Annotated in this window: 29 protein-coding genes and 1 other RNA gene; 12 read left to right on the forward strand and 18 right to left on the reverse strand. The window is 60.6% G+C overall.

From position 1 onward, the window contains the following. Position 1: 1 nt before the first annotated feature. Positions 2-607 (reverse strand): recombination mediator RecR, encoded by a 606-nt coding sequence (recR, locus tag NCHU2750_RS19615; RefSeq protein WP_119942346.1) that lies wholly within the window; start codon positions 605-607, stop codon positions 2-4. Positions 608-673: 66 nt separating this feature from the next. On the opposite strand from recR, the gene NCHU2750_RS19620 reads away from it, so the two are divergent. Beyond that, positions 674-1,285, forward strand: coding sequence for an MOSC domain-containing protein (locus NCHU2750_RS19620; RefSeq protein ID WP_119942348.1), 612 nt, complete (start codon positions 674-676; stop codon positions 1,283-1,285). 38 nt (positions 1,286-1,323) lie between these two features. Here the strand turns inward: NCHU2750_RS19620 and NCHU2750_RS19625 are convergent, their stop codons facing one another. The 4 genes from NCHU2750_RS19625 to ffs form a co-directional block, all read right to left on the reverse strand. Beyond that, positions 1,324-1,935: a LysE family translocator gene (locus tag NCHU2750_RS19625; protein ID WP_119942350.1), complete on the reverse strand. Its 612-nt coding sequence runs from the start codon at positions 1,933-1,935 to the stop codon at positions 1,324-1,326. Between the two features lie 27 nt (positions 1,936-1,962). Continuing rightward, the gene (locus NCHU2750_RS19630) at positions 1,963-2,286 is read right to left on the reverse strand and encodes a YbaB/EbfC family nucleoid-associated protein (protein WP_119942352.1); all 324 of its coding nucleotides are present in this window, start codon (positions 2,284-2,286) and stop codon (positions 1,963-1,965) included. 23 nt (positions 2,287-2,309) lie between these two features. After that, on the reverse strand, positions 2,310-4,196 hold the full coding sequence (locus NCHU2750_RS19635; RefSeq protein WP_119942354.1) for a DNA polymerase III subunit gamma/tau: 1,887 nt from the start codon (positions 4,194-4,196) through the stop codon (positions 2,310-2,312). Positions 4,197-4,290: 94 nt separating this feature from the next. Continuing rightward, an RNA gene (gene ffs / locus NCHU2750_RS19640) (signal recognition particle sRNA small type) lies at positions 4,291-4,387 on the reverse strand. 99 nt (positions 4,388-4,486) lie between these two features. Between ffs and NCHU2750_RS19645 the strand changes: the two genes are divergently transcribed. Both NCHU2750_RS19645 and nudC read left to right on the forward strand, forming a co-directional pair. Further along, positions 4,487-4,897 (forward strand): HIT family protein, encoded by a 411-nt coding sequence (locus NCHU2750_RS19645; protein WP_119942356.1) that lies wholly within the window; start codon positions 4,487-4,489, stop codon positions 4,895-4,897. Next, the gene (gene nudC / locus NCHU2750_RS19650) at positions 4,894-5,853 is read left to right on the forward strand and encodes an NAD(+) diphosphatase (protein ID WP_119942358.1); all 960 of its coding nucleotides are present in this window, start codon (positions 4,894-4,896) and stop codon (positions 5,851-5,853) included. The genes NCHU2750_RS19645 and nudC overlap by 4 nt, the downstream gene beginning before the upstream one ends. A gap of 24 nt (positions 5,854-5,877) precedes the next feature. On the opposite strand, the gene NCHU2750_RS19655 is transcribed toward nudC, so the two are convergent. Together NCHU2750_RS19655 and NCHU2750_RS19660 are read right to left on the reverse strand one after the other, a co-directional pair. Continuing rightward, positions 5,878-6,741 carry a prephenate dehydratase gene (locus NCHU2750_RS19655; protein ID WP_119942360.1) on the reverse strand — a complete coding sequence of 288 codons (864 nt, stop codon included), beginning with the start codon at positions 6,739-6,741 and terminating at the stop codon, positions 5,878-5,880. 11 nt (positions 6,742-6,752) lie between these two features. After that, positions 6,753-7,508 carry a 3-deoxy-manno-octulosonate cytidylyltransferase gene (locus NCHU2750_RS19660; RefSeq protein WP_119943572.1) on the reverse strand — a complete coding sequence of 252 codons (756 nt, stop codon included), beginning with the start codon at positions 7,506-7,508 and terminating at the stop codon, positions 6,753-6,755. 187 nt (positions 7,509-7,695) lie between these two features. Here NCHU2750_RS19660 and NCHU2750_RS19665 point away from each other — a divergent pair, with 187 nt between their 5' ends. Continuing rightward, complete coding sequence (locus NCHU2750_RS19665) at positions 7,696-8,274, forward strand: c-type cytochrome (RefSeq protein WP_119942362.1); 579 nt, start codon at positions 7,696-7,698, stop codon at positions 8,272-8,274. A gap of 113 nt (positions 8,275-8,387) precedes the next feature. On the opposite strand, the gene NCHU2750_RS19670 is transcribed toward NCHU2750_RS19665, so the two are convergent. After that, positions 8,388-9,332: an AEC family transporter gene (locus NCHU2750_RS19670; RefSeq protein ID WP_119943574.1), complete on the reverse strand. Its 945-nt coding sequence runs from the start codon at positions 9,330-9,332 to the stop codon at positions 8,388-8,390. Between the two features lie 307 nt (positions 9,333-9,639). Between NCHU2750_RS19670 and NCHU2750_RS19675 the strand changes: the two genes are divergently transcribed. Continuing rightward, positions 9,640-10,632 carry an adenosine kinase gene (locus tag NCHU2750_RS19675; protein WP_119942364.1) on the forward strand — a complete coding sequence of 331 codons (993 nt, stop codon included), beginning with the start codon at positions 9,640-9,642 and terminating at the stop codon, positions 10,630-10,632. On the opposite strand, the gene NCHU2750_RS19680 is transcribed toward NCHU2750_RS19675, so the two are convergent. After that, positions 10,625-11,164: an SH3 domain-containing protein gene (locus tag NCHU2750_RS19680; protein WP_119942366.1), complete on the reverse strand. Its 540-nt coding sequence runs from the start codon at positions 11,162-11,164 to the stop codon at positions 10,625-10,627. The genes NCHU2750_RS19675 and NCHU2750_RS19680 overlap by 8 nt on opposite strands. A gap of 154 nt (positions 11,165-11,318) precedes the next feature. Here NCHU2750_RS19680 and NCHU2750_RS19685 point away from each other — a divergent pair, with 154 nt between their 5' ends. Then, positions 11,319-12,323 carry a 2-hydroxyacid dehydrogenase gene (locus NCHU2750_RS19685; RefSeq protein ID WP_119942368.1) on the forward strand — a complete coding sequence of 335 codons (1,005 nt, stop codon included), beginning with the start codon at positions 11,319-11,321 and terminating at the stop codon, positions 12,321-12,323. Between the two features lie 65 nt (positions 12,324-12,388). On the opposite strand, the gene NCHU2750_RS19690 is transcribed toward NCHU2750_RS19685, so the two are convergent. Genes NCHU2750_RS19690 through recF form a run of 3 tightly spaced genes read right to left on the reverse strand, consistent with a single transcriptional unit; the run spans position 12,389 to position 14,833 of the window. Then, entirely contained in the window at positions 12,389-12,859 is a 471-nt protein-coding gene (locus NCHU2750_RS19690) for a GNAT family N-acetyltransferase (RefSeq protein ID WP_119943576.1), read from the reverse strand. Further along, on the reverse strand, positions 12,859-13,653 hold the full coding sequence (moeB, locus tag NCHU2750_RS19695) for a molybdopterin-synthase adenylyltransferase MoeB (RefSeq protein WP_245480290.1): 795 nt from the start codon (positions 13,651-13,653) through the stop codon (positions 12,859-12,861). The genes NCHU2750_RS19690 and moeB overlap by 1 nt, the downstream gene beginning before the upstream one ends. Before the next feature lie 43 nt (positions 13,654-13,696). Further along, positions 13,697-14,833, reverse strand: coding sequence for a DNA replication/repair protein RecF (gene recF / locus NCHU2750_RS19700; RefSeq protein ID WP_119942370.1), 1,137 nt, complete (start codon positions 14,831-14,833; stop codon positions 13,697-13,699). Between the two features lie 246 nt (positions 14,834-15,079). Here recF and NCHU2750_RS19705 point away from each other — a divergent pair, with 246 nt between their 5' ends. After that, positions 15,080-16,582: a methyl-accepting chemotaxis protein gene (locus tag NCHU2750_RS19705; RefSeq protein ID WP_119942372.1), complete on the forward strand. Its 1,503-nt coding sequence runs from the start codon at positions 15,080-15,082 to the stop codon at positions 16,580-16,582. A gap of 244 nt (positions 16,583-16,826) precedes the next feature. Next, positions 16,827-17,012, forward strand: coding sequence for a SlyX family protein (locus NCHU2750_RS19710; protein WP_502703860.1), 186 nt, complete (start codon positions 16,827-16,829; stop codon positions 17,010-17,012). A gap of 470 nt (positions 17,013-17,482) precedes the next feature. On the opposite strand, the gene NCHU2750_RS19715 is transcribed toward NCHU2750_RS19710, so the two are convergent. After that, complete coding sequence (locus NCHU2750_RS19715; protein ID WP_119942376.1) at positions 17,483-17,692, reverse strand: cold-shock protein; 210 nt, start codon at positions 17,690-17,692, stop codon at positions 17,483-17,485. A 559-nt stretch (positions 17,693-18,251) separates the two neighbouring features. On the opposite strand from NCHU2750_RS19715, the gene NCHU2750_RS19720 reads away from it, so the two are divergent. Beyond that, entirely contained in the window at positions 18,252-18,734 is a 483-nt protein-coding gene (locus NCHU2750_RS19720; RefSeq protein ID WP_119943580.1) for a YbaK/EbsC family protein, read from the forward strand. Here the strand turns inward: NCHU2750_RS19720 and NCHU2750_RS19725 are convergent. From NCHU2750_RS19725 to NCHU2750_RS19745, 5 genes are all read right to left on the reverse strand, one after another. After that, positions 18,731-19,099 (reverse strand): hypothetical protein, encoded by a 369-nt coding sequence (locus NCHU2750_RS19725; RefSeq protein WP_119942378.1) that lies wholly within the window; start codon positions 19,097-19,099, stop codon positions 18,731-18,733. The genes NCHU2750_RS19720 and NCHU2750_RS19725 overlap by 4 nt on opposite strands. 92 nt (positions 19,100-19,191) lie before the next feature. Then, on the reverse strand, positions 19,192-19,404 hold the full coding sequence (locus NCHU2750_RS19730) for a hypothetical protein (RefSeq protein ID WP_119942380.1): 213 nt from the start codon (positions 19,402-19,404) through the stop codon (positions 19,192-19,194). 284 nt (positions 19,405-19,688) lie between these two features. Next, the gene (locus tag NCHU2750_RS19735; RefSeq protein WP_119942382.1) at positions 19,689-19,886 is read right to left on the reverse strand and encodes a hypothetical protein; all 198 of its coding nucleotides are present in this window, start codon (positions 19,884-19,886) and stop codon (positions 19,689-19,691) included. A gap of 190 nt (positions 19,887-20,076) precedes the next feature. Further along, a complete protein-coding gene (locus tag NCHU2750_RS19740; protein ID WP_119942383.1) occupies positions 20,077-20,295 on the reverse strand; it encodes a hypothetical protein in 219 nt (72 codons plus the stop codon). A gap of 130 nt (positions 20,296-20,425) precedes the next feature. Further along, positions 20,426-20,608 carry a hypothetical protein gene (locus NCHU2750_RS19745; RefSeq protein WP_119942385.1) on the reverse strand — a complete coding sequence of 61 codons (183 nt, stop codon included), beginning with the start codon at positions 20,606-20,608 and terminating at the stop codon, positions 20,426-20,428. A gap of 268 nt (positions 20,609-20,876) precedes the next feature. On the opposite strand from NCHU2750_RS19745, the gene NCHU2750_RS19750 reads away from it, so the two are divergent. The 3 genes from NCHU2750_RS19750 (at position 20,877) to dnaJ (ending at position 26,867) form a co-directional block, all read left to right on the forward strand. Then, entirely contained in the window at positions 20,877-23,534 is a 2,658-nt protein-coding gene (locus NCHU2750_RS19750) for a transglycosylase domain-containing protein (RefSeq protein WP_119942387.1), read from the forward strand. A gap of 203 nt (positions 23,535-23,737) precedes the next feature. Then, the gene (dnaK, locus tag NCHU2750_RS19755; RefSeq protein ID WP_119942389.1) at positions 23,738-25,639 is read left to right on the forward strand and encodes a molecular chaperone DnaK; all 1,902 of its coding nucleotides are present in this window, start codon (positions 23,738-23,740) and stop codon (positions 25,637-25,639) included. 91 nt (positions 25,640-25,730) lie between these two features. Further along, a complete protein-coding gene (gene dnaJ, locus NCHU2750_RS19760; RefSeq protein ID WP_119942391.1) occupies positions 25,731-26,867 on the forward strand; it encodes a molecular chaperone DnaJ in 1,137 nt (378 codons plus the stop codon). Positions 26,868-26,905: the final 38 nt, after the last annotated feature.

A 26,905-nucleotide genomic window follows, 5' to 3' on the forward strand; every position in this document is an offset into this window, starting at 1 on the left:
CTCAGATCGTCGTCCGGGCCCTGAGGGCGGCGGTCAGCGTGCCTTCATCGAGATAATCCAGTTCGCCGCCGACCGGCACCCCATGGGCAAGCCGGGTGATCTTCACGTCAAAATCGGAAAGCTGGTCCGTGATGTAATGCGCCGTCGTCTGACCTTCGACGGTGGCATTGACGGCGATGATGATCTCTTTCACCGTTCCCTCGCTCACCCGGTCGACGAGCGAGCGGATATTGAGGTCGTCCGGCCCGACGCCGTCGAGCGGCGAGAGCGTGCCGCCGAGAACGTGGTAGGCGGCATTCATCGCGCCGGCACGTTCCAGCGCCCAGAGATCGGACACGTCCTCGCAGACGATCAGCATCGAGTGGTCGCGGCGGATATCGGTGCAGACGGTGCAGGGATCGGACGTATCGACATTGCCGCAGCGCGAGCAGATCTTCACCTTATCATAGGCCTCGCCCATGGCATGTGACAGGGGGCCGAGCAACTGGTCCTTCTTCTTGATCAGATGGAGGGCCGCCCGCCGCGCGGATCGGGGGCCGAGCCCCGGAACCTTCGCCAGAAGCTGGATGAGTTTTTCGATTTCGGGGCCGGTGACTCGCTTTGCCATGACCTCCCTTTAGCCCATATGTCGGTTGAACGGAAAGACCGAAGGATCAATAAGGACAGGGCCTGCATGAAACTTCTGGCGATCTGCATGGGCCACGCGGAAAAGCTGGCCGGCCGCAATTATCGCACCGGCATCTACAAAATGCCCGTCGGTGGTCCCGTCATGGTCGACACACTTGGCCTGGTCGGAGATGCAGTCTGCAACCGCAAACACCATGGCGGTCCGGATCAGGCGATCCTGCTCGAAGGGTCTCTGACGCTGGACTGGTGGCGGTCCGAACTCGACCGGGAGGTGCCGTTCGGCACGTTCGGTGAGAATCTCGTGGTGCAAGGGCTCGATAACCGCGACGTGGCAGTCGGCGATCGTTTCCAAGTGGGCGCGGTGACACTTGAGGCGACCTGTCCCCGCTCGCCCTGCAATACGCTGGCAGCAAAGCTCGGCGACGCGAAACTTCTCAAGGCTTTCATCAGGGCCGGCCGCCCCGGCATCTATTGCAGGGTGCTGCAGCCGGGGTTGCTTTCGCCGGGCGCGCCGGTGGCCTGCCAAGCTTACGACGGCGAGCGTGTGAGCCTGCCGGAATTGTTGGCTTCACTCGGCGGTCGCCCATCCGATCGCGACAGGGCCCGTTTTCTCGCAAGTCCGATCGGCAGCCGCTGGCGGGAGAAACTTGCCGTGTGAAGTGGTCGGCATAAAGTCGAAGGCAGATCTTCCCGGTGTCAGCGCGTCGCGATCGCTGCGGCGGCACCGGCCATCGTGCCGGCGGAAATCCGGTTGACGATCCTCACCGCGCGCGGGCTTTTCAGAAACTGCCGGGCCTTGTTGGCAAGCATCGTCCAGACGATGTCGACCGTCGCCAAAACGGCCAGCATGGTTGCGACCAGTTCCAGCCAGCCGGCAAAGGTTATGCCGTTGAGATCGATGATCGACGGCAGAAGCGCCACGTAGAACATCATGATCTTCGGATTGCCGAGCGTCACGGTGAGGCCGGCAAGGAACATCTTCACGCTGGAGCGGTTTTCCGGCAGTTCGTCGGCCGCATCGCCCGGATCGGCGAGCCACATCCGGACGGCGAGATAGAGAAGATAGGCAACACCGGCCCATTTGATCGCCACGAAGACGAAATGGAAGCTTTCGGCAAGCGCCGAGAGGCCCGCCACGGCGAAGGATAGCCAGACGGCCTCGCCCACCCACATCGCCACCAGGAAAGGCAGCACGTCACGCCAGCCCTTGGCCAGCACACGTGAGACGAGCGCGGCAATGCTGGGGCCGGGAGACCCCGCCGCCACGAACAGCGCGGCGGCGAAAACAAATACGGAAGCCAGTGTCATCGGAACCTTCCTTCCGAAACCGGAAAATCAGAACGGCAGCTTCATGCCGGGCGGGATCGGCAGGCCGGCGGTCAGTTCCTTGGTCTTTTCGGCCGTGATCTGCTCGGCCCGGTCTTTTGCCGACTTGTGGGCGGCGACGATCAGGTCCTCGAGGATCTCGACATCGTCTTCCTTGAACAGCGACGGATCGAGCTTCAGGCCGAGCATCTCGCCCTTGCCGTTCATCTTGACGGTCACGAGACCGCCGCCGGCAGTGCCTTCGACTTCGAGAGCGGCGATATCCGCCTGCATCTTCTCCATCTTGGCCTGCATTTCCTTGACCTTGCCCATCATGCCCATGATGTCGCGCATCGGTAATTCCTCTTGAACGTTTTTTATAGATCTTCGATGTCGTCGCCGGGCAGGATATCGCCCTCGGCGGATTCTGCGGTCGCCGGCGGCGGTGCATCCTCGATGTCATTGTCCTCTTCCGAGGCGCGGATCCTGACGTCGGTGATCTTGGCGCCGGGAAACTGCGACAGGATCGCCATCACGTCCGGATCGGATTTGGCGTCTGTCAGCCGCGCCTCGCGGGCATTGGCATCGGCCTCAACCAGCGTCGGCTCGCCTTCTTCCTTGCTCAGCGAGACGATCCAGTGGATGCCGGTCCATTCCTTCAGCTTGACGCCGAGTTCGCCGGGCAGCGTGCCGGGGCCGCTATCCGTCATGCGGATATCGAGCCGGCCCGGCTCGATCTTCACCAGCCGGACGAAATTGCGCACCAGTGCCTTCAGCCGCGCATCCCGGTTCTGGGTGCAGAGATCGACCACATCATGCAGCGAACGGACGGGCACTTTAGGCTCCGGCTTTTCGCTCGGGCGCTCCTCGATGCGGCCCACAGGCATGGCTTGCAATCCGGTATTCGGCACGGCTTTCAGCATGGCCGTGGGTCCACCGGATGTCGGTCGCGATCCGCCCATGTCGATGCCACGAGCGTTGATCGAACCCTGCGGACCTTGCCCCATCGGCGCTCCACGCCCGTTGCCGCCACCATTCTGCACACCGTTGCCATCGCCATTGGCGAATTCCGCAAGCCGGCGTGCGGCATCCTCGGGCGAAGGAAGCGATGCGGCATGGGTGAGCCGGATCAGCACCATTTCGGCGGCCCCTGCCGGGCGCGACGAACCTTCGGCCTCAGGAATGCCCTTGAGAAGCATCTGCCAGATGCGCGACAGGGCGCTGACGGCGACGGTTTCCGAAAACTCCCGACCGCGCACGCGTTCGACTTCGCTCAGCGAAGGATCGTCGGCAGCCTCGGGAATATATTTGAACCGGGTGACGAGATGGGTGAAATCGGCAAGATCCGTCAGCACCACGACGGGGTTCGCACCCGCTTCGTATTGCGCGTTGAATTCCGAAAGTGCCGCCGTGATATCGCCCTTCACCACATGCTCGAACAGGTCGACGATCCGGGCGCGGTCGGCAAGGCCCAGCATGCTGCGAACGGTATCCGCATGCACGCTGCCGCCGCCATGGGCAATCGACTGGTCGAGCAGCGACAACCCGTCACGCGCGGATCCTTCGGCCGCGCGCGCGATCATCGCCAGCGCTTCCTGTTCGGCCGGAATGCCTTCCTTTTCGAGAATGGTGGAAAACAGCCCGACGAGATCGGCAGCACTGATGCGGCGCAGGTCGAAACGCTGGCAGCGCGACAGCACGGTGATCGGGACTTTTCTGATCTCGGTGGTCGCGAAGATGAATTTCACATGCTCCGGCGGCTCTTCAAGGGTTTTCAGCAACCCGTTGAAGGCCTGCGTCGACAGCATGTGCACTTCGTCGATGATATAGACCTTGTAGCGCGCCGAGACCGGACGGTAGCGCACCTGCTCGATGATCTCTCTTATGTCGTCGATACCGGTATGCGAGGCGGCGTCCATCTCGATCACGTCGACATGCCGGCCTTCCATGATCGCCTGGCAATGTTCACCGGGTTCGCGCAGATCGATCGTCGGGCGGTCGATGTCAGCGGTCTTGTAGTTCAATGCGCGGGCGAGAATGCGGGCGGTCGTCGTCTTGCCCACCCCGCGAACGCCCGTCAGCATGTATGCCTGTGCAATACGGCCGGTTTCGAACGCGTTGGTCAGCGTGCGAACCATCGGCTCCTGGCCGACCATCAGATCGGAGAAATCCTTCGGGCGATACTTGCGGGCAAGCACCCGATAGGCGCTGCCGGCCGTGGCCGTCGAAGAAGGGGTGGATGATGTCGGCCCGCTGTCGCTCATAAGGTCCTGACTATAGGCCGAAAAGGCCGCCTGTACGGGCCATTCCGGCTGTCAGGAGATCTTGACCGGGCCGGATGTTGACCAAGATGAGAAGGTGGGAGGCTGGCACGGCGACCCGTGCCGGGCTCGTTAGGGCTGCTTCCTTCCGGACCTGACCCGGTTGGCGAGTGGCTCGTCCACCACCAACCTCCCGCCGCACATATCGTCAATAACGCTTCCAAATGCAAGCCAACCCTGTAAAAAACTATCAGCGCTGAAAATCACAACAACGAAAAGACCGGGAGGGATGCGTGAGCGGGTTTCAACTGGATGCACGGCTGGCGAGGGATACCGAGCTCGTCACGAGCCTCGGCCTCTGTCAGCTCAGGATGATGAAGGACAGCCGCTGGCCCTGGTTCATGCTGGTGCCGCAGCGAAACGGCGTCAGCGAACTCTTCGATCTGACGCCGCTCGATCAGGCGCTTCTGACCTTCGAAACCAATATGGTGGCAGCCGCTCTGAAAAAGACGACATCCGCCGAAAAGATCAATGTCGCGGCGATCGGCAATATTGTCCGCCAGCTGCATGTGCATATCGTCGCACGGTTCGACGGGGATCCGAACTGGCCCGGCCCGATCTGGGGTTTCGGCCAGGCGGAAACCTATGATGAAGCCCGCAAGCAATCCCTGATCAAAAGCCTGATGGAAAATCTCGCATCATGACAAAAAACCTTTTCGAATCGGATGCTCCGCACCCCGAGCCAAGCAACCTGACCGCTTTCGCCGGTAACAGGCTCGACCGGCGGGCGGAATATCGTGGCGACGACTGTGTCGCCGAGGCGCTTGCCATCGAAGGTACCCATATTCTGGCCTTCACTGCCGGCAAGCTTATCCTCAAGCATGATGATCAGGTTCTCGATCCGCTGTTCGCGGCCTATGAGCTGGCAGAGCTCAAGCCGGACTTCGACAACGCCATCCTGCTCGGTTACCGCGAGAGCGGTGAGCCGCGCGTCGCCGTGCCGGTTCAGGTTGCTGCCGATGCGTTGGCAAGCCACTTCAAGCCGACGGAAGCCCGCGCCCTCTATCGTGAGGCGCTGCTCGATGAAGAGCTGCAGGGCGAAGTCGCCCAGGCTGTCTCGCTTCTCGCCTGGAATTCATCCAATCGCTTCTGCGGCAAATGCGGCTCGCCGACCGAAATGAAGATCGGCGGCTACAAGCGCATCTGCACCGCATGCCAGCACATGATCTTCCCGCGCACCGATCCTGTGGTGATCATGCTGACGGTTGATGCAGAAAACGACCGCTGCCTGCTGGGCCGCAGCCATCATTTCCAGGAGGGCATGTATTCCTGCCTTGCCGGCTTCGTCGAGCCGGGCGAAACGGTCGAGCATGCCGTGCGCCGAGAAACCTTCGAGGAATCCGGCGTCGAGGTCGGCCGCGTCCGCTACCACGCCTCCCAGCCATGGCCGATGCCGCATTCTCTGATGATCGGGTGCTATTCCGAGGCCGTCTCGACCGAGATCGTGATCGACACCCAGGAAATGTCGGATGTTCGCTGGTTCACCCGCGAAGAGGTGAAAGGCATGCTGGATGCCGGCCCGGACATCAAACCCTTCGGCCCGGCCAAGGGCGCCATCGCCTATCGGCTGATGAAGGACTGGATAGATTGGCCGGCTTAGGTCGGCCAGTCACCACGAGTGGCCTTAGCCCTTCTGCAGCGTTCCGCGCATCGGGTGGCCCTTGTAACTGCCGAGGATGCGGACCTTTTCGGAGAAGAAACGCAGTTCTTCCAGCGCGCGGCGCACCGGTGCGTCGTCCGGATGGCCCTCGATATCGGCATAGAACTGTGTCGCCACGAATTTGCCGCCGAGCTGATAGCTCTCAAGCTTCGTCATGTTGATGCCGTTCGTCGCAAAGCCGCCCATCGCCTTGTAGAGCGCGGCCGGGATGTTGCGGACATTGAAGACGAAGGTGGTGACGATCACGTCGTCCGGGCTGTTCCGCTGCACCCATTTCTCGTCACGCGACAGCACGACGAAGCGGGTCACGTTGTTTTCCGTATCCTCGACGTTTTCCTGAAGGATCTCCAGTTTGTAGAGATCGGCTGCCAGCCGCGGCGCAAGCGCTGCCATGGAGCGGTCGCCTTTCTCCGAAATCATCTTGGCGGCGCCTGCCGTATCGCCCGCGACAACGGCTTTCCAGCCGTTGGCACGAATGATCTTGCGGCACTGGCCGAGCGCATGGATATGGCTGTGCACGGTGCGAATCTCGTCATGGGTGACACCCGGCAGCACCATCAGCTGGAAGCGGATCGGCATGAAATATTCGCCGACGATATGCAGTCGCGATTCCGGCAGGAGCGTATGAATGTCGGCCACGCGACCGGCAATCGTGTTCTCGATCGGGATCATCGCCAGGTCCGACTCGCCGCTTTCGAGCGCCTGGAAAGCGTCCTCGAAGGTCGGACAGGGCAGCGGCTCCATGTCCGGAAACATGTCGCGGCAGGCCATGTCGGAATTTGCGCCATGGTCGCCCTGGAAGGCGATGCGGTTGGTGATCGTCGACATTGAAAGCCTCGTCAGGATTGGCGGGAGAGGAGGATGGCGCGGGCCTTTTCCAGATCGGCGGGCGTATCGACGCCGAGCGGGATCGAATGGACGATCTCGGCATCGATCCGCATCCCGGCCTCGAGCGCCCTCAACTGTTCCAGCTTTTCGCGCAGCTCGAGCGGCGACGGACCAAGCGAGACGAACTTTTCCAGTGCCGCGCGCCGGTAGGTATAGAGCCCGATATGGTGATAGAGCGGGCCGTTGCCATAGGGCGCGGTCGCGCGGGTGAAATAGAGCGTCTTCAGCCGCGTATCCGACAGCGGTGAGCCGACGATCTTGACCACGTTCGGATTGGTCTTTTCGTGTTCGTCGGTGATCTCGACGGTCAGCGTCGCGATGTCGGTGGACGGGTTGTCGAGCGGCCGCAGCGATGCGCGCACGACTTCCGCCTCGACCGTCGGCAGGTCGCCCTGCACGTTGATGATGACCTCCGCTTTTCCGTCCGGATCGGCTTTCTGCAGTGCCTCGAAAATCCGGTCGGAGCCCGACTGGTGGTGCTGGCTGGTCATGACGACATCGAAACCGGCGGCCTGGACCACATCGAAGACCACCTGCTCGTCCACCGCCACGACGACGCGGCCGACTTTTGCCTCCTGCGCTCGCTTGGCGACCTGGATGATCATCGGAAGACCGGCGATATCCGCCAGAGGCTTGTTCGGAAGGCGTGTCGAGGCCATCCGGGCCGGGATCATCACCAGGGTTTTTTCTTCTGCCGGTTGTGTCATCATGGCCTTCTATTTTGGCGTCAAGAGTGTCAAATAGTCTCGATCGCCAGACTTTGTTTCCATTTGCAACGATTTGGCAAAAGACATAGCTTCCGCGCGATTGCAAGATGGCCGTTTGTACCTGGGGTTGGGCCGGGGGAATTTGCCCAACGGGATCTAGCCAACGGGTTGGGAGAGGAGCTCTTGAATGAACCCCTACATCAATATGTCGGTGGGTGCTTTGCTTGCCACGATCTTCGTGATGATGACAGTCTCGATTGCGTCAGAAGGTATTTTTCATTCGTCGGCTCCGGTAACGCCCGGTTTTGCCATTGCTGCCGCTGAGGAGCCGGCAGCAGGCGCGGGCGGCGGCGAGGCGGCTCCGGCATCAGTCCCGGTCGGTCAGCTTCTGGCAAATGCCGATGCGGGCGCAGGGGCTACGATCTTCAAGAAGTGTCAAAGCTGTCATTCCGCAGAGAAGGGAGGCCCCAACAAGGTAGGGCCTGACCTCTGGGGCGTTGTCGGCCGGCCGGTGGCCACTCACGAAGGGTTCTCCTATTCGGCCGGGATGAAGGATTTCTCCAACGGTGGCCAGGAAACCTGGACTTTCGATCACCTGAACCATTTCCTGACGGCACCCAAGGCCTTCGTGAAGGGCACGGCCATGGGCTTTGCCGGGCTCAAGAACGACAAGGAACGGGCCAACCTGCTCGCCTATCTGCGCGAACAATCGGATAACCCGCTGCCTTTGCCGGATGCCAACGCACCGGCGCCGGCCACGAACTGATCCGGTTAGGGCGACAATCGCGAGCGCCCGGCATGGCTGGCGCTTTGCGTCCGGAGCTGCATTGAATCAAAGAGATAGAATAATTTCGCGACTCAAAGAAAAGCGAAATTGCTCTACGTGAGGAGCCATGCCCAGAAGCTGACGGAGGCCACGCCGAAGGCGGTGGTGATACTGATCACCGAGGCTGCGAGGCTCTGGCCGGAGCGGAACCTCTGGGCGATCAGCCAGGCGTTGATTCCGGTGGGGACCGAGGCGGTCAACACCAGTGCGGCGGTCCAGTCGGGCCTCAGGTCGAGCATCCGCCCCGAGAGGAAGACACAGGCGGGCAGCAGGAAAAGCTTGAGCACTGCTGCGCTGGCCGAGAGGTTCAGATCGCCCTTCACCGAATAACGCGTCAGTGCCATGCCGATCGAGATCAGCGCGGCCGGGCTGGCCGATGCCGCGATCTGGTCGATGACCATGCGCAGCGGTCCCGGCATCGAAAGTCCGGAAATATTGACGATCAAGCCGAGGACGAGTGCGATCACCAGCGGATTGCGGGCAAGATTGGACCCGACCTGCTTCAACACGGCGGCAACGCTGCGCGCTGCCGTCCCGTCAACCTTGGCGGCCGCCCCTTCCATCAGGATCGTGCCGACGATCATCATGATCGGCAGGTGGATGGCGAGCAGGATGGACAATGCCACCAGCCCGTCTTCGCCTACGATGTGGGACACCAGAGGCAGGCCTATGAAGACGTTATTGGCAAAACTGCCGGACATGCCGGCAATCACGGCGATCTTGGCGTCGCGTCGGAAAATCCGCTTTGCAATGAAATCCCCGATCGCCCAGGTGATGGCGACCCCGATGAAATACGCGGTCCACAGCCGAAAGGGCGAAACCCCCTGGAAATCCGCCGTTGCCAACGTGTCGAAGATCAGCATCGGAACAGCGATCTTGAACACGAATTCACCCAGCGCATCGCCGGTTTCGGCCTTCAGCACGCCGGATTTCGCGATTAGCCAGCCAAGAAAAATAAGAATGAAGACGGGGAGAACGTTTGCGAGAACTGCAGACACGAGCGGACCTTGGAAAGAATTGGTCCTATGCATCTATCGCATAAGTACACGTGCGACAAATGCGTGATTTGCAACCGTGACTTGATTTGGCGGCCCACACCATTGCTGACCAGGGTATCCGGTAGTCAGCCGCCAGTACATCCGTGACAGCCAACCAACCCGGACACCTGCACCATACGTTGCATTCATGACTGCTGCATGACGGACGGCAAATAAATGCCGTGGGGCTAGAACATGTTTTTCCTTCCCTTGGCTGGAAAAGGCCTCTACCCATGGCGCAGCTACAGACCAAAAGGATGACGAGTGAATGCCGAAGTTCGACGTGCTGGCCATTGGCAATGCCATTGTTGATATTCTTGCCCGCTGCGATGACAGTTTTCTCGAAGAGAATGCCATCATCAAGGGCGCGATGAACCTGATCGATGCGGACCGCGCCGAACTTCTCTATTCCAAGATGGGACCTGCCGTGGAAGCCTCGGGCGGTTCGGCCGGCAACACGGCTGCGGGTATCGCAGGCTTCGGCGGTAAGGCCGCTTATTTCGGCAAGGTTGCCGAAGACCAGCTGGGCGGCATCTTCCAGCACGATATTCGCGCCCAGGGCGTTCACTACCAGACAGAGCCGCAGGGCCTGAACCCGCCGACAGCCCGTTCCATGATCTTCGTCACGCCGGATGGCGAGCGTTCGATGAATACCTATCTCGGCGCCTGCGTCGAACTCGGTCCCGAACATGTCGAGGAAGATGTCGTTGCGGAATCGAAGGTGACCTATTTCGAAGGTTACCTGTGGGATCCGCCGCGCGCCAAGGAAGCGATCCGCGAGGCGGCCCGCATCGCCCATGACAATGGCCGCGAAGTCGCCATGACCTTGTCCGATCCCTTCTGCGTCGGTCGTTACCGCGCGGAATTTCTCGACCTGATGACATCCGGCACGGTCGACATCGTTTTCGCCAACAAGCACGAACTCCTCTCGCTCTATGAGACGGAAGATCTCGAACTGGCGCTCGAAAAGATTGCGGCAGATTGCAAGCTGGCGGCCGTGACCATGTCGGAGGACGGCGCAATCGTCGTTCGCGGCAAGGAGCTTGCGAAGATCGCAGCCTTCCCGATCGAGGAACTGGTCGATACGACCGGTGCCGGCGATCTGTTCGCCGCAGGCTTCCTCTATGGCTACACGCAGGACCGTTCGCTGGAAGATTGCGGCAAGCTCGGCTGCCTCGCCGCCGCCGTCGTCATCCAGCAGATCGGCCCGCGGCCGATGGGCTCGCTGAAGGAAACGGCATCGCAGGCAGGCCTTATTTAAAGGCCTCGCCCGGATAGACGCCCCAGACCTCGGCCTGGGCGACCCAGCCCTCAGTGCCACTTGCCTCCGCCTGGCACCAGTCGCCGTTGCATTCCTTGACGGTCAACTGGACGCCCGGCTGGAGCTTGGCGACGATGGCAGCAGAGCTCTGCGGGTCGCGGCGCATGTTGACATAGATATCCGGCCCCTTGCCGCGCATCCACGGCGCGGCGACGGCGGTGCGCTCGCCCGAAAGCAGCGCCTGATTGACCCAGCCCTCGGTACCGTCGGCATCGCGGACCCGGCGCCAGTTGTCGTATTCCTGGATGATTTCCATCGGTACGCCGGCCTTGGTATACATCCAGGAAACCGCGTAATCGGTGCTTGGCCCGATGCGGATATTGACCTTCCTGGATTTCAGGCTGGCAAAGCGCGGCAGCGGAAGCCCGCTCGCACCCTTGGCAGCCGTCTGCGCATAGACCGGCACGATGGCTGAAAGCGTCGCGATCAGGGGAAAGCAGATGGCGATGAAGACGATGAAGAGGCGGCGCATTTTCGGGGATCCTGGCTGGTGATCCTTGGATGTGCCGCAGGGCCCGTTGCGAGTTTTGTTTGTCTTCGCCGATGGGTCTGATAGAACGCCCGAGGATAGGATCGACTATCGCGCGACTTGGTTAATGACCTGCTAAAACTGCGGTGGCGGATTGATGACGGCGAAGAAAAGACCCAGGGTTTATATCACGCGCAAGCTGCCCGACGCGGTCGAGACCCGCATGCGCGAACTCTTCGATGCCGAATTGAACATCGACGATCGTCCCCGCTCGCGCGAGGAACTGGCCGCGGCGCTCGCGACGGCCGACGTTCTGGTTCCGACCATTGCCGACCGCATCGACGCCGAGTTGCTTGCCGCCGCCGGCCCGCAGATGAAGCTGATTGCGGGCTTTTCCAACGGCACCGATCACATTGATGTCGATGCCGCCGCCGAACGCGGCATCACCGTTACCAACACGCCGAACGTGCTGACCGAAGATACGGCCGACATGACCATGGCGCTCATTCTGGCCGTCAACCGTCGGCTGGCGGAAGGTGCCCGCATCCTGACCGATGCTCCCGGAGACTGGGCTGGCTGGAGCCCAACCTGGATGCTCGGCCGCCGTATCTGGGGCAAGCGAATCGGCATTATCGGCATGGGCCGCATCGGCACTGCCGTCGCCCGCCGCGCCAAGGCTTTCGGTCTTTCCATTCATTATCACAACCGCAAACCGGCCAGTCAGGCGATTGTCGACGAGCTGGAGGCAACCTATTGGGACAGCCTCGACCAGATGCTGGCCAGGGTCGATATCGTCTCCGTCAACTGCCCGTCGACGCCGGGCACTTTCCATCTTCTCTCCGCACGTCGGCTGGCGCTGATGCAGCCAACCGCGATCATCGTCAACACCGCCCGCGGCGACATCATCGACGAGGCTGCGATGATCAAGCTCCTGCGCGACGACAAGATGGCCGGCGCCGGCCTCGACGTTTACCAGAACGAGCCGTCGATCAATCCGAAGCTCGTCAAGCTCGCCAACCAGGGCAAGGTCGTGCTTCTTCCCCATATGGGCTCGGCCACGATCGAGGGCCGCATCGACATGGGCGACAAGGTCATCATCAATATCAGGGCGTTTTTCGACGGCCACCGTCCGCCGAATCGCGTTCTGCCGGGCCGCAACTGATCCGGCTCGAATTCAGTGTGTTGGATTCGGGGCCTAAACTCAGGTCCCAAATCCAGGTCATTGAGTCAGGCCAACGCCTTCTGCATCTCGATGAAAGTAATCCGGTCGAAGCCCGGATGAGATTTTTCGGCCGTCTTGCGGAAGCCCCAGCGGCCGAATGTGTCGTGATTGCCGGTGAGTTCTATACGCGTTTCCAGCCGCAATGCCGGCAAACGTCGCTCCTCCGCTACCCTTTCGGCGACCGTCAGCAATTGCCTGCCGATCCCCTTGCCCTGCTGGCCGGGCGCGACGGCGAGTTTGCCGACATAAAGGCAGCCGTTCTCGGGCTTGAGAAACACGCAGCCCACCAGCTTTTCGCCTTCAATGGCGGCAAAGGCGATTTCGTCGACAGCCTTCTGCGCCAGCGATGCGAGCGTCAGGCGATGCGCCGAGGATGGCGGGTCGATCACATCATCCATATAGGCGAAGGAGGATAGAATGAGCGCCATGAGCTCGTCCCATCGGCCGAAGCCCGTATCGATCCTGGTAATTTCGATCATTCAGCGGCTGCCTTTCCCTTACGCTTGTACTTGATGACGTCGAACCGCGCCGAAAGCGCATCATAGAGCATCAGCCGCCCGACAAGCGGATCACCGATGCCGGTGACGAGCTTGATCACTTCCATCGCCATCAATGTGCCGATCACGCCGGTCAGCGCGCCGATAACGCCTGTCTCCGCGCAGGCCGGGATTAACCCTTCCGGCGGCTTTTCGGGAAAGAGGTCGCGATAACCCGGATAGAACGCTCCATCCGCGCCCGTCTCATAGGGCTTCAGCACGGTGAGAGAGCCGTCGAACCGTCCTACCGCGCCGGTGACGAGCGGAATTTTCGCCGCTTCAGCCGCATCGGCGGCAGCGTAGCGCGTATCGAAATTGTCCGATCCGTCGACAAGCAGATTGAAGCGCGACAGGTGACACATGGCCCAGTCGGCCGAAAACCGCTCCTCGAAATCGATGACGCGCACATGCGGATTGAGCCGTGCAATCTTTTCCCGCGCGCTGCGGGTTTTCATCTCGCCGATCGTGCCTGAATCGTGGATCACCTGTCGTTGCAGGTTTGAAAGCGACACCCGGTCGTCGTCGACAATGCCGATCGTGCCGATGCCGGCAGCCGCCAGATATTCGAGCACCGGAGCGCCGAGCCCGCCAGCGCCGATGACGAGCACGCAGGCTCCCTTCATCTTCTGCTGCCCCGTGCCGCCGATCTCCGGCAACAGAATGTGGCGGCGATAGCGTTCGATCTCGTCCCGGCTGAGGACCGGGGCCGCGGCATCTTCTGGCATATTGTCCATGTCTATCACCATAGCATCGGCACTCGCATCCGGTAAGCGGAGTTTATTGCCCGTTGCTTTGTGTCACGTTGCCGCGGCTGACGGTGAAGAACTGTGCCCGTTCACCGAGCGCCGCAAACATCGAACGGTCCGTTCCGGTCATGAAGGATTGTCCGCCGAGCCCGTCGACGAGATTGAAGAGTGTCGCGCGCCGGCCCTCGTCGAGATGGGCGGCGATTTCGTCGAGAAGCAGGATCGGCGCATAGCCCGTCATGTCGGCCGTCAGTCGGGCATGGGCAAGGATCAATCCGATCAGTAGCGCCTTCTGCTCGCCGGTCGAACAGCGGGACGCCTCGATGTCCTTTTCCCGATGCCTGACGAGAAGATCGCTGCGATGCGGCCCCTCCAGGGTGCGGCCGGCTGCGGCATCTCGCCCGCGCCCGTTGCGAAGTGCGGCGACATAATCATCTTCGAGATCGGCCGCCGGGCGGTCCATGCGCCCGTCCATGAAGCCGTCGAGCGACAGGACCGGGGTTGGAAACGGCGTCTCGTCCGAACTTGCCGAAAGCGATTGAAGCAGGCCGAGCATCTCGTGGCGGGCGACGGCCATGGCGATGCCGAGTTCGGCCATCTGTGCCTCGATGGCCGAAAGCCATGTCTGGTCGAACCGGCCTTCCGACAAAAGCTTGTTGCGGCTGCGCATGGCGCGTTCGAAGTCGCTGGCCCTCCGGCCATGCGCCGGATCGAGCGACAGGACCAGCCTGTCGAGAAACCGCCGGCGGTCGGAGGAGGAGCCGGTAAACAGACCATCCATCGAGGGCGTCAGCCATAGCACGTTGAGGTGGTCGGAGAGTTCTTCGGTGGATTTTGCCGGCGTGCCGTTCATCCTCACCTTGCGGCTGACGCTTTCTCCCTCGCCAGGTTCGATGCCGGTGCCGATCGCCACTTCACCATCCATTCCCTCGACATCGGCAAAGATCGCAAAGCCGCCATCCGCGCCGACCCGCGTCACATCCGTCAGCACCGAGCGCCTGAGGCCGCGACCAGGGGAGAGGAAGGAAACGGCTTCGAGCAGGTTGGTTTTGCCAGCACCATTGTCACCCGTCAGCACCACATGCCGGCCGTCGAGCGTCAGCGAAACCGCCGCATAATTGCGGAAATCGGTAAGCTTGAGCCGGGAAAGAAATGTTTTCTGCGCCATTGGGAATCGCGGTTTGTCGTTGCAATGGAGCTAAGGATTCAGGCCGGATAAGGCAAGTTCGTTTCTTGCAGGGCCGATTTATCGAGCAACGACGAAGTGCGATCATTAGAATATCGACAACAAGTTATAATTAATGAAAACCTAGGGTGCTTGGCTAACAGCCCTTTAAAGGATGATCCCTAGAAGTTGTATTCTAGAAGGCTGCCCATGTTTCCTTGGTCGGTCAAAAATCCGATTGGGGGAAATATGACAAGCCAGGATCAGAAGGCTGCGCTCACGGAGCGGCTGGACTTCGTAGGGCTCGGAGAAGCTGAACGCCGCTACCTCGCCAAGGTGCAACCGCTGGTCCATGAGGCAATCGGCCCGTCGCTCGATGCCTTTTACAAGAAGGCGAAGGCTCATCCTCATACGGCGAAATTCTTCGCCAGTGATGCCCACATTGCCCATGCGAAGGGCCGGCAGGCCACCCATTGGGACGTCATCTCGTCTGGCCGTTACGACGGCGATTATGTCGATGCTGTCTCTGCCATCGGCAGGACGCACGCGCGTCTCGGGCTCGAGCCGCGTTGGTATATAGGTGGCTATGCTCTCATTCTTGACGGGATTATCCGGGCGGTCGTCAAGCAGGAATTGCAGGGCTTTCTGGTGCAGAAGAAGGGTGCAGTGGTGGCCGACCAGATTTCGGCCGTCGTCAAGGCGGCCATGGTCGACATGGATTACGCCATCTCCGTTTATCTCGAAGCGCTCGAAAGTGACCGCAAGAAGGTCGAAGCCGAGCGCGTTGTGGCAAGGCAGGAGCAGGACGGTGCTTTGGCGGCTCTGGGTGATGCACTGAAGGACCTTGCGGCCGGCGACCTGACCGCTGAACTTTCCCAGCAACTCGCGCCGCATTTCGCCGGCCTGAAACAGAACTACAATTCGTCGGTCGCAGCCCTCGACGCGGCCATGGGCGAGATCAACCAGTCTGTCGATCAGGTACAGGCAGAGGTTGTCGATATTTCTTCCGCCGCCGACAATATGGCCAAGCGGACGGAAAAGCAGGCGGCCTCCCTGGAAGAGACGGCTGCGGCGCTGGAGGAAATCACGGTCCTGTCGGGGCAGGCGGCTGAGCGTACTCGCGAAGTGCAGACCATCATCCGCGAATCGGCTGTCGAGACGCAGAAGAACGGTGAAGTCGTGCACCAGGCCATCGCCGCCATGGGCGATATCGCCGAATCGTCCCAGAAGATGACGCAGATCATCGGAGCGATCGACGAGATCGCTTTCCAGACCAATCTTCTGGCGCTGAATGCCGGCGTCGAGGCCGCACGCGCTGGCGAGCAGGGTAAGGGATTTGCAGTCGTTGCCCAGGAGGTTCGCGAACTGGCGCAGAGATCTGCGGCTGCGGCCAAGGAAATCAAGGAGCTGATCGACCGCTCCTCCGGAGATGTCCAGCGCGGCGTTGATCTCGTCAACCGGGCAGGCGAGGCCCTGACGGGCATAGGTTCGAGGGTGAAGTCGATCGACGAACATATCATGTCCATCGCCAAGTCGGCTGAGGAACAGGCCTCGGGGATCGACGAGATCAACGCCTCGATCCGCAGCATGGACCAGATCACCCAGCAGAATGCCGCGCTGATGGAAGAAGCAAATGCCTCGGCCCAGAGCCTGGTCGGCATCAGCCGCAGCCTCGCAGCGCTGGTTGCCCGTTTCCGTATCAGCTCAGTGCCCGGCATGCGGCAGCAGGAGCGGCCGCGACTTCGCGCCTGATCGAGGCGCGCTTCAAATCCTCAATTCGCAATCGCCCGGAAAGTCGTTTCGATTTTCCGGGCGATGCGTTACAGCATGTCTCCCGAAAGTGGTCACCGGTTTCGGGGTAAAGACATGCGCAAAAACAGACAGCTAAAGCGCGGTAAGCGGTCTCAAAGATCGCGGCCTGCTTTCGATGGCTGTTTGACGGAAACTTCCAACCCGGTGGCCAGAGGATTGTGACGTGAGCGACGAGACCAGATTGATGCAGCTTGAGGAATTGGCTGCCCATCAGGCGAGGGTGATTGACGAACTCTCCGACCAACTCGCAGAGCAGTGGAAGGTCGTGGAGCAGACCCGTGCGAAGCTCGATCGGCTGACGGAGCGCTTTCTTTCGCTCGAAGAAGCATCCCGCGAAGCCGCGCCGATTACCAAGCCGCCGCATTACTGACTTGGCGTTTCCCCGCAAGCTTTGCCGTTGCCGCGCGATTCGTAAGAGTGATGGATGCGGCTGTAGTTGCAGCAGCAGATAAGAGCGCTGCAGAAAAACAAAAAGGCCGGGGCAAGCCCGACCTTTCCACTCCCGTTACCCGTGCCAGTACATCCGTGGTCACATCAAACGGGTCAGGCATTCCAGCGCGGCTGCGTTCAGGATCGTGTCGATCCGCGCAACTCTCTGGCTGTCATAGTCTCCCGGAGAGATTAACATATCGTTAAACGGACACGTTTCTGTCCCGGGACGGTACGGTTGCCCATATTCGCCATGTGCAGGCCATCCATGTGGGGCCTTGCATGCGCTGTATGCCGCTGTGGTGAAAATGGGGAGGCGCCTCGGTCCATTCAAGACCCGTCGCCAAAGGCCCTGGAGGAGGGCGCAGCAGAAAGGTTCGCGGCCGCATGGCAGCCGCGAACCGGGATATATTAGGCAGCCTGCAGCTGGTCGGCGGCAACCTTGCCCGAACGGCGGTCCGTAACCAGTTCGAAGGAAAGCTTCTGGCCGTCCTTGAGCTGGCCGAGGCCTGCGCGCTCTACTGCGGAGATGTGAACGAAAACGTCAGCGCCGCCATCATCCGGAGAAATGAAGCCGTAACCCTTGGTGGCGTTGAACCACTTGACAGTACCAGTAGCCATATCGATGCCTTTCCTTGCAATGACCGACAGTTCCTCCCGGCGGTCCGGAGGGAACAGATTGAACTTCGAACTTTGCAGAGTAGAACGTCGCAGGCGAGGCAATAGCCCAGTGCTGGCCATCAAACAAATTTCGATGCTACGCACTTAGGGCTTGCCCGGATTTCCGTCAAGATTTTTGCTGTCTCCAACCGCGAAGCCCGATCGAGCTATGCAATTATAGAGCGCGTCGACAAAAGCCTTTAAATATCAAATCTATACGCCTCTGTCGAAGGCACGGGCATTTGAGGCAGTCAGCAAGTTTGACGATAGCTAAGCCCGAATGCAGAAAGCCCGGCGCGGGAGGAGAGGCGCCGGGCTTCTGAAACTGACCAACAACCGGGAGGAGGAGGTGTTGTCGGTCCAATCGAGGACGCTGGGAGGAGGAGTGCGTCGCTCGATGATTTGACTATACAAGTTGGGAGCTTAAAAAACAGCCATGATTTCGCACCTCAGTTATGCGATCGATGCATGGCTCTCGCTGCCCTTGCATAAAAACAATCCATGCCCGATTGTCCCCGCCATGACCCTATCTTCCGTTAAAGCCTTCTTCGCCGCCAAAGCTCCCGATATCGACGTCATCGTCACGCAGGAAAGCTCCGCCACCGTAGCGCTTGCTGCGCAAGCCCATGGTGTCGATCCAGACCAGATCGCCAAGAGCATCTGCCTGCGAGCGGGAGACGAGATCATGGTCGTCGTGATGGCCGGTACGGCGCGGCTGGACAATAAGAAATTCCGCGCCCGGTTCGGCGCCAAACCGAGAATGCTCGGTGGAGACGAAGTCGTCGAGGTGACCAGCCATCCGGTCGGCGGCGTTTGCCCCTTCGGTCTGCCTACTCCGCTGCCGGTCTATTGCGACATCACGCTTCAGCGGTTTGCCGAGGTCGTTCCGGCCGCCGGGGCAATAAACGCAGCGGTCAGGATTGATCCGCTGCGCATGGTCGATCTGACCGGCGGGATCTGGATCGATGTGGCCCAGGATCCGACCGGGCCTGCCGCCGACTAGAAGCGGTCGCCGAGATAACGCTGATACCAGGCCTGCTTGGTTTCGACATTGGCAGAGGCCACCGCATAGCCGATGGCAAAGCCGACTGCGCCGATCAGCGTGAAAAGTGTCGTCGTCGCTGCTGGATGTTCCTTGATCGTGCCGGCCACCGAGCTTGCCTCGGACGACACGTAGCTTGCTGCACTGGTGGCGCGATCGCTCACGCGCTCATAGACGGCGCCGGTCTTTTCGGAAAGCAGTGAGCTTAGGCGGGCAATTTCGGAACGAAGCCCCTGGATCTCGTTTGCGATCTCCTGGCTCTCGCTCGGCTCATGGTCGAAAGAAGGGACTTTGCTTGGGGTGAAGCTTTTGACTGTGTCTGCCATGCCGGCCTCCTTGGTCGTGGATTGGGAGACCGTTCAACTTCCAGCCCGCCATTCGGTTCCCCGATGCAGCAAAAGATATGACGCAGATATTCTCAGCGGTCGTGAATGAGGGCTTGAATGAGCGCCGCCAGCTGTTCCTTGTCGGGTGATCCCTTCTGCATGGAATTGACAAGGATGAGAGCCAGCGCTTCGGCATCCGGGCTCGTTTTGTCGATGCCGTGTTCCCGGCAGGCTTCGTCGAATACATCCTGCAGCAGGGTGAGCTGTTCAGGACTGACTGGATTTCGGATCTGTTGCGCCGGCATCGAACCCTCCCGGTCGTTCGCCCACGGTCGGCAGCAATGTCCGACGTCTTGAGGGCAGGTCAAAAAAACAGCAGGCCAGCGTGCAATTCCGCCAAGCCTGCATGTGATGGAAAGATCCTTACCCGGGGCGCAATCTGTAATCCGCTTCGTGAATTGGCAACGACAAGTTAGAGCGGGTATAATTTTAGGGTTATCATCATTGCCCGCCTTCCTATTGCGCGCACGAAAAAGAAGGGCAGGCGAAAAATCTCGTCTGCCCTTCTTCCGGTCTCGTCTGCCTGCGATCAGGCCATTCCGGCCGGATCGCCCACCGGCAGAAGTGCCGGCTCAAGCGTCGGATCCTGTGGGTTCTTGCTGTCGCCCTTGTCCTGCGCCGGCGTCAACGGGGGCTTTTCCTGAACACGGTCAGGGATCCCGCCGGTTTCCACCGGGCCGCGTGGCGTGTCGGATGTCGGAACTGGTAGTGGATTTCGGTTCGGCATGTCCTGCCTCCTTTCGACTGTCTGAAAGTCCAACGGAGACGGGCTTGCTTGGTTCCAATCCTGGCTTATCACGCGTTTTGTTCCCGGCCATATGCATTTCCTGCACTGAGGACCGGACGCGTGGGTGGTGTGAGGAATTAAATTACTTGTGCATCCGCGCCGGAGAGTCTGGCCCGGCGCGGAGCGCAGGCTACTGGGTGATTTTCCGGCTTTCGGTGGCAGGTTTTGCGCTATCTGCCGGTTGATCCGCCTGCTTCATGTCTGTTTGTGCGGGCGGTGATGCGATGCTCGCAGTGGTGAACGTCCTGTCCACCTCGCTTGAGGCCGTGACCTTGTGGCCGGCGCAATCCGCAAATGCTGCGGATGACGTAAGGCCGAAGGCGGCAGCGGCGATGAGAAATGTTTTCATGCCATTCTCCTTTCGCTTGTTGCGCTGGACAGGATAGCAAGGTTGGGGCTGCAACCCAAATCACGAATGACCGTCAGGGTTGCGCCGTCTCCGCTGGTGTGTTTCGCGAGCAAAGCCCGATGTTCCGAAATCACATCAGCTTTTGCAGTATTTCCCGGCTGACGAAAATATCGGTCTTGCCCGCTTCATGGGCTGGATGGCTGAACTCGAATGAGGTTCGTTCCGACATCTCGAGCGCCTGCTTGAGATTGACGAGGCCAACGGGGATGCACCGGTCACCGCTTCTGATGACCGCTTCGACGATCTTGTTCATGTCTCTCTCCCTGAGCGCATGAGACCTTCAGCCGATCTCTATACTTTAGTATTTTTTGATATTACCAAATTCCCCATTGCCTGAAAAGCCTTGGTTTTCAGGCCAAAGCGGCCCGAACCGACACATAACGGAAAAGGTGAGGCCATTGTGTTTACTCTCTATTCGCCTTTTACCCCTCCTTAAATCGCCGCATTTAAAGTTCAGCGGAGATGAGACGGATTTGAAGGCCCGCTGAAACGGGCAGACACACGGGGGACCGCCTGCCCATATGGCAGAAAGAGGCCGATCAGACAGACGCGTAGAACCTTCCTTCGAAAGCTCGCAGGATGACGAGGACGAATTCCGCATTGAGGCGGATGACCGTATCGTCGGCCAGCGCAAATCGGTGAAGAGGGCGAAAACGCGCGTCGAGCCGGATCTTTCCGATGGCAGGCGCGAACGCAAGCGATCGCCGAAATCCGCGCCCCGCAAGGGACGCAGTGCTTCCGGCGGCGGCTTTCTCGCGTCCATTCGCAGATTGTTCTACTGGTGCATCGTGCTCGGCATCTGGGGCGTGATCGGCATTGGTGGCCTCGTCCTTTATTACGGCGCGCAAATGCCCGCCGCCAGCACCTGGGCCATCCCCGAACGTCCGCCGAACATGAAGATCACCGCCATCGATGGTTCGGTCATCGCCAATCGCGGCGCGACGGGCGGTGAGGCGCTGGCGCTTGAGGAAATGTCGCCCTATCTGCCGCAGGCGGTAATTTCGATCGAGGATCGGCGGTTCTATTCGCATTTCGGCGTCGATCCGGCCGGTCTCGCCCGTGCCTTCATCAACAATCTGACCGGCAGGCCGATCCAGGGCGGTTCGACCATCACCCAGCAGCTGGCGAAAAACCTCTTCCTGTCGCCGGACCGGACCTTCGAGCGCAAGATCCAGGAAGTGCTTCTGTCCTTCTGGTTGGAACACAAGTTCACCAAGGACCAGATTCTTGCCATGTATCTGAACCGCGTCTTTTTCGGCTCGGGTACGTACGGTGTGGAGGCCGCCTCCCGTCGCTATTTCAATAAATCCGCCCGTGATGTGAACCTCGGCGAGGCGGCGATGCTCGCAGGCATGTTGAAGGCGCCCTCGCGGCTGTCTCCTGCCCGCGATCCCAAGGCGTCGGAAGCGCGCGCCCAGGTCGTGCTCGGCACGATGCGGGAGGAAGGCTATATCACCGACAGCGACCTTAAGACCGCGATGGCCCAGCCGCCTGCAAAGGCCAGGAGCTATTGGTCCGGTCCCCAGCAATATGCGGCCGACATGGTGGTCGATGAGGTGAAGAGCCTGATCGGCGAACCCAAGGTCGACGTGACGGTCGAAACGACGATCGATTCCAAGCTGGAAGATGCTGCGAACAAGTCGCTCAACGATATCCTGAAAAAGGACGGCACCAAGGTCGATGCCTCGCAGGCGGCACTCGTCTCTGTCGACGCGACGGGCGCTATCCGCGCCGTCGTTGGCGGCCGCGATTACGCCCAGAGCCAGTTCAACCGGGCGTTCACCGCCAAGCGGCAGCCGGGTTCCGCCTTCAAGCCCTTCGTCTATGCCTCGGCACTCGAAGCCGGTTATGGTCCCGATACGATCATCAACGACGAGCCGGTCAAGATCGGCAACTGGACGCCTGAAAACTACGAGAAGGAATACAAGGGGCCGGTACCGCTCTCCTATGCGCTGGCGCATTCCTTGAACACGGTTGCAGCCCAGCTCGCAGTGGCAGTTGGCCCCGACAAGGTGGTGGCGATGGCGCATCGGCTCGGCGTCGAATCCGATATCCAGCCGAATGCGTCGATCGCGCTCGGCACGTCGGAAGTCTCGCTGGTCGAGCTGACATCGTCCTACGCCGCCTTCATGAACGGCGGCTACAAGGCCACCCCGCATATCGTCAAGAGAATCACCGATCCTGACGGCAAGGTCCTCTACGAGGCCGATTACAGCAATCCGCCGCGCGTTTTGAGCGAGCCGGTCGCCGCGACGATGAACAGCATGATGGCCGGCGTCATCCGCGAAGGCACGGGCCGGGCCGCCCGTCTCGATGGCTGGCAGGCCGCCGGCAAGTCCGGCACTACTCAGAATTCCCGCGACGCCCTTTTTGTCGGCTTCACCAGCATCCTGACCACCGGCGTGTGGTTCGGCAATGACGACGGCAGCTACATGAAGAAGGTGACCGGCGGCACGCTACCGGCCCGCGCCTGGAAGGAATACATGACCGTGGCGATGAAGGGCTATACGCCGACGCCGCTCTTCGGCTTCAACAATGGCCTGGCCCAGCCGTCCCAGCAGCAGCAACAGTCGCCGTCGACCAGCATCGGTGACATTATTTCCGGCATCATACCGGGCTCGGGACAGTCGCAGCCGAATTCGGTAGACAGTTTCCCGCCGGCGCCTCAGGCGCCCGGACAGGAGGCAATCTTGTCCCCGAGTCAGCCGCAGATTCGTTCGACCAACCCTCAACCGGTTCAGCAAAACGGGCAGGCTTCCACCTATCCGGCTCCTTCACAGGCAGCGGTCGAGCCGGCGCAGAGACGTTATCAGCAGCCGACACAGCAACAGCAACCATATCCGCAGGCTGCGAATCAGCCTCCGGCCGCAGTACCTTGCCCCTATGGCGACAATGCCGTCTGCAATACCGGCAATGGCAACACGGTCTATAGCAACAGGCCCACTCGCCAATACCGTAACGGCGGCACTGGCGATGCCCAGCAGGCAGGTGGATATCGCGACTATCGCCAGTATCGGGGGCCTTACGATGCCGAAGCTCCGGTACCCTCGGGCAATGTCGGCGGCGGTCCCGTTCCGCCCGGCGATGTGGGCGGTTATCAAGGGGCGGACGGTGGCCAGGTCTATCAACCGCAGCAGGCTCGGCGCACCACACTCCTCGATGTGATCATGGGGCAGTAGGGTTCCCGAAACAGCCAAGGGGCAAAACGCATTTTTTTGCCGGAAGGCTGGCGATTTCCTGCCTTGCAGTCGGAAAAACCCGTCCTTATATACGCCGCAGGATAGCAGCGATTGCTGCGAAGAATTAAGACCATCCCAGTCAAGGAACTGTCAGCGGAATGCCTCGCGGGGTCCAGACGGTTCGCTTAAAGGAGAGAGAAGATATGGCTAAAGTAATTGGCATCGACCTCGGAACCACCAATTCCTGCGTCGCCATCATGGACGGCAAGGACGCCAAGGTAATCGAGAACGCCGAAGGCGCGCGCACCACGCCCTCCATGGTCGCATTCACCGAAGATGGCGAGCGTCTCGTCGGTCAGCCGGCCAAGCGCCAGGCAGTGACCAACCCGACCAACACCCTGTTTGCCGTCAAGCGCCTGATCGGCCGCCGCTTTGATGATCCGACCGTTGAAAAGGACAAGGGCCTCGTTCCCTTCGACATCGTCAAGGGCGATAATGGCGACGCCTGGGTCAAGGCTCACGACAAGAATTACTCCCCGGCCCAGGTTTCCGCGATGATCCTTCAGAAGATGAAGGAAACCGCTGAATCCTACCTCGGCGAGAAGGTCGAGAAGGCCGTCATCACCGTTCCGGCCTACTTCAACGACGCGCAGCGCCAGGCAACCAAGGATGCCGGCCGCATTGCAGGTCTTGAAGTTCTGCGCATCATCAACGAGCCGACCGCTGCAGCCCTTGCCTACGGCATGGACAAGAAGGACGGCAAGACGATCGCCGTCTACGACTTGGGTGGTGGTACCTTCGATATCTCGGTTCTGGAAATCGGCGACGGCGTCTTCGAAGTGAAGTCGACCAACGGCGACACCTTCCTCGGTGGTGAAGACTTCGACATGCGTCTCGTCGAATATCTCGCTGCCGAGTTCAAGAAGGACAACGGCATCGACCTGAAGAACGACAAGCTTGCCCTGCAGCGCCTCAAGGAAGCTGCCGAAAAGGCCAAGATCGAACTGTCGTCCTCGCAGCAGACCGAAATCAACCTGCCCTTCATCACCGCTGATGCTTCCGGTCCGAAGCACCTGACGCTGAAGCTGACCCGTTCGAAGTTCGAAAGCCTGGTCGATGACCTGATCCAGCGCACCGTTGCCCCGTGCAAGGCAGCCCTCAAGGATGCCGGCGTCACCGCTGCCGAAATCGACGAAGTCGTTCTCGTCGGCGGCATGAGCCGCATGCCGAAGGTACAGGAAATCGTCAAGCAGCTGTTCGGCAAGGAACCGCACAAGGGCGTTAACCCGGATGAAGTCGTCGCACTCGGCGCGGCAATCCAGGGCGGTGTTCTGCAGGGCGACGTCAAGGACGTTCTGCTTCTCGACGTGACCCCGCTGTCGCTCGGCATCGAAACGCTTGGTGGCGTCTTCACTCGCCTGATCGACCGCAACACGACGATCCCGACCAAGAAGTCGCAGACCTTCTCGACCGCTGACGACAACCAGCAGGCCGTGACGATCCGCGTTTCCCAGGGCGAGCGCGAAATGGCAGCCGACAACAAGCTGCTCGGCCAGTTCGACCTCGTCGGCCTGCCGCCGGCACCGCGTGGCATGCCGCAGATCGAAGTCACCTTCGACATCGACGCCAACGGCATCGTCCAGGTTTCGGCCAAGGACAAGGGCACCGGCAAGGAACAGCAGATCCGTATCCAGGCATCTGGTGGTCTCTCCGACGCCGACATCGAAAAGATGGTCAAGGACGCCGAGGCCAATGCCGAAGCCGACAAGAAGCGCCGCGCCGGTGTGGAAGCCAAGAACCAGGCCGAGAGCCTGATTCATTCCAGCGAAAAGTCGCTGTCTGAATATGGCGACAAGGTAACCGAGACCGACCGCAAGGCGATCGAGGATGCCATCGCTGCCCTGAAGACCTCGGTTGAAGCCTCCGAGCCGGATGCCGATGACATCCAGGCGAAGACGCAGACCCTCATGGAAGTGTCCATGAAGCTCGGCCAGGCCATCTACGAGGCCCAGCAGGCTGAAGGTGGTGCTTCCGAAGGCGGCAAGGACGACGGTGTCGTCGATGCCGACTATGAGGAAATCAAGGACGACAAGAAGTCGGCCTAATTGGCTCCGTTGACGGAAGCCTCAAGATAGTCGACTAAGAAATCCGGCTGCCCTGTGCAGCCGGAATACGTTTCCGGAGCCGGATACCTGAATGGCCAAAGCAGATTATTACGAAACCCTTGGTGTCGCCAAATCGGCTGACGAGAAGGAGCTGAAGAGCGCCTTCCGCAAGATGGCCATGAAGTACCATCCGGACAAGAATCCCGGTGATGCGGAAGCCGAGAAGAAGTTCAAGGAATTGAACGAGGCCTACGAAACGCTGAAGGACCCGCAGAAGCGTGCGGCCTATGATCGCTATGGCCATGCAGCCTTTGAACAGGGCGGCATGGGCGGCGGCGGTTTTGGCGGCGGCGGCATGGGTGGTGCGGGCGGCTTCTCCGATATCTTCGAAGACATATTTGGCGAGATGATGGGCGGCGGTCGCGCACGCCGGTCCGCCGGCGGCCGCGAACGCGGTGCCGATCTTCGCTACAACATGGAAATTTCGCTGGAGGAAGCTTTTGCCGGCAAGACGGCGCAGATCAGGGTTCCGACCTCGATCACCTGCGACGTCTGTTCCGGCTCGGGCGCCAAGCCCGGCACCCAGCCCAAGACCTGCGGTACCTGCCAGGGCTCCGGTCGTGTGCGTGCATCCCAGGGCTTCTTCTCCGTCGAACGCACCTGCCCGACCTGCCATGGCCGCGGCCAGACGATCACCGACCCTTGCACCAAGTGCCACGGCCAGGGCCGCGTCACCGAAGAGCGTTCGCTCTCGGTCAACATCCCGGCCGGCATCGAGGACGGCACCCGCATCCGCCTACAGGGCGAGGGCGAGGCCGGCACCCGCGGCGGCCCGGCGGGCGATCTCTATATTTTCCTGTCGGTCACGCCGCATGAATTCTTCCAGCGTGACGGCGCCGATCTCTATTGTGCCGTGCCGATCTCGATGACGACGGCCGCCCTCGGCGGCACGTTTGATGTCGGCACGCTTGACGGTTCCAAGTCTCGCGTATCGGTGCCGGAAGGCACCCAGGCCGGCAAGCAGTTCCGTCTCAAGGGCAAGGGCATGCCGGTCCTGCGTTCGTCTCAGACGGGCGACCTCTATATCCAGATCGGCATCGAAACGCCGCAGAAGCTGACCAAGCGCCAGCGCGAACTGCTGCAGGAATTCGAGGAAATCTCGTCCAAGGAGAACAACCCGGAATCGACCGGCTTCTTCGCCCGGATGAAGGAATTCTTCGACAACTGATCGAAGACGATCATGGAATTGAAAACGCCGGCTGCGAG

This window comes from Neorhizobium sp. NCHU2750, from assembly GCF_003597675.1.
GTDB lineage: Bacteria > Pseudomonadota > Alphaproteobacteria > Rhizobiales > Rhizobiaceae > Neorhizobium.

Bases quoted from the DNA above. Each gene is read 5' to 3' on its own strand.
- recR (WP_119942346.1), bottom strand. From the start codon at position 607: ATGGCAAAGCGAGTCACCGGCCCCGAAATCGAAAAACTCATCCAGCTT.
- NCHU2750_RS19620 (WP_119942348.1), top strand. From the start codon at position 674: ATGAAACTTCTGGCGATCTGCATGGGCCACGCGGAAAAGCTGGCCGGC.
- NCHU2750_RS19625 (WP_119942350.1), bottom strand. From the start codon at position 1,935: ATGACACTGGCTTCCGTATTTGTTTTCGCCGCCGCGCTGTTCGTGGCG.
- NCHU2750_RS19630 (WP_119942352.1), bottom strand. From the start codon at position 2,286: ATGCGCGACATCATGGGCATGATGGGCAAGGTCAAGGAAATGCAGGCC.
- NCHU2750_RS19635 (WP_119942354.1), bottom strand. From the start codon at position 4,196: ATGAGCGACAGCGGGCCGACATCATCCACCCCTTCTTCGACGGCCACG.
- nudC (WP_119942358.1), top strand. From the start codon at position 4,894: ATGACAAAAAACCTTTTCGAATCGGATGCTCCGCACCCCGAGCCAAGC.
- NCHU2750_RS19655 (WP_119942360.1), bottom strand. From the start codon at position 6,741: ATGTCGACGATCACCAACCGCATCGCCTTCCAGGGCGACCATGGCGCA.
- NCHU2750_RS19660 (WP_119943572.1), bottom strand. From the start codon at position 7,508: ATGACACAACCGGCAGAAGAAAAAACCCTGGTGATGATCCCGGCCCGG.
- NCHU2750_RS19665 (WP_119942362.1), top strand. From the start codon at position 7,696: ATGAACCCCTACATCAATATGTCGGTGGGTGCTTTGCTTGCCACGATC.
- NCHU2750_RS19675 (WP_119942364.1), top strand. From the start codon at position 9,640: ATGCCGAAGTTCGACGTGCTGGCCATTGGCAATGCCATTGTTGATATT.
- NCHU2750_RS19680 (WP_119942366.1), bottom strand. From the start codon at position 11,164: ATGCGCCGCCTCTTCATCGTCTTCATCGCCATCTGCTTTCCCCTGATC.
- NCHU2750_RS19685 (WP_119942368.1), top strand. From the start codon at position 11,319: ATGACGGCGAAGAAAAGACCCAGGGTTTATATCACGCGCAAGCTGCCC.
- moeB (WP_245480290.1), bottom strand. From the start codon at position 13,653: ATGGACAATATGCCAGAAGATGCCGCGGCCCCGGTCCTCAGCCGGGAC.
- recF (WP_119942370.1), bottom strand. From the start codon at position 14,833: ATGGCGCAGAAAACATTTCTTTCCCGGCTCAAGCTTACCGATTTCCGC.
- NCHU2750_RS19705 (WP_119942372.1), top strand. From the start codon at position 15,080: ATGACAAGCCAGGATCAGAAGGCTGCGCTCACGGAGCGGCTGGACTTC.
- NCHU2750_RS19710 (WP_502703860.1), top strand. From the start codon at position 16,827: ATGCAGCTTGAGGAATTGGCTGCCCATCAGGCGAGGGTGATTGACGAA.
- NCHU2750_RS19715 (WP_119942376.1), bottom strand. From the start codon at position 17,692: ATGGCTACTGGTACTGTCAAGTGGTTCAACGCCACCAAGGGTTACGGC.
- NCHU2750_RS19720 (WP_119943580.1), top strand. From the start codon at position 18,252: ATGACCCTATCTTCCGTTAAAGCCTTCTTCGCCGCCAAAGCTCCCGAT.
- NCHU2750_RS19725 (WP_119942378.1), bottom strand. From the start codon at position 19,099: ATGGCAGACACAGTCAAAAGCTTCACCCCAAGCAAAGTCCCTTCTTTC.
- NCHU2750_RS19730 (WP_119942380.1), bottom strand. From the start codon at position 19,404: ATGCCGGCGCAACAGATCCGAAATCCAGTCAGTCCTGAACAGCTCACC.
- NCHU2750_RS19735 (WP_119942382.1), bottom strand. From the start codon at position 19,886: ATGCCGAACCGAAATCCACTACCAGTTCCGACATCCGACACGCCACGC.
- NCHU2750_RS19740 (WP_119942383.1), bottom strand. From the start codon at position 20,295: ATGAAAACATTTCTCATCGCCGCTGCCGCCTTCGGCCTTACGTCATCC.
- NCHU2750_RS19745 (WP_119942385.1), bottom strand. From the start codon at position 20,608: ATGAACAAGATCGTCGAAGCGGTCATCAGAAGCGGTGACCGGTGCATC.
- NCHU2750_RS19750 (WP_119942387.1), top strand. From the start codon at position 20,877: ATGGCAGAAAGAGGCCGATCAGACAGACGCGTAGAACCTTCCTTCGAA.
- dnaK (WP_119942389.1), top strand. From the start codon at position 23,738: ATGGCTAAAGTAATTGGCATCGACCTCGGAACCACCAATTCCTGCGTC.
- dnaJ (WP_119942391.1), top strand. From the start codon at position 25,731: ATGGCCAAAGCAGATTATTACGAAACCCTTGGTGTCGCCAAATCGGCT.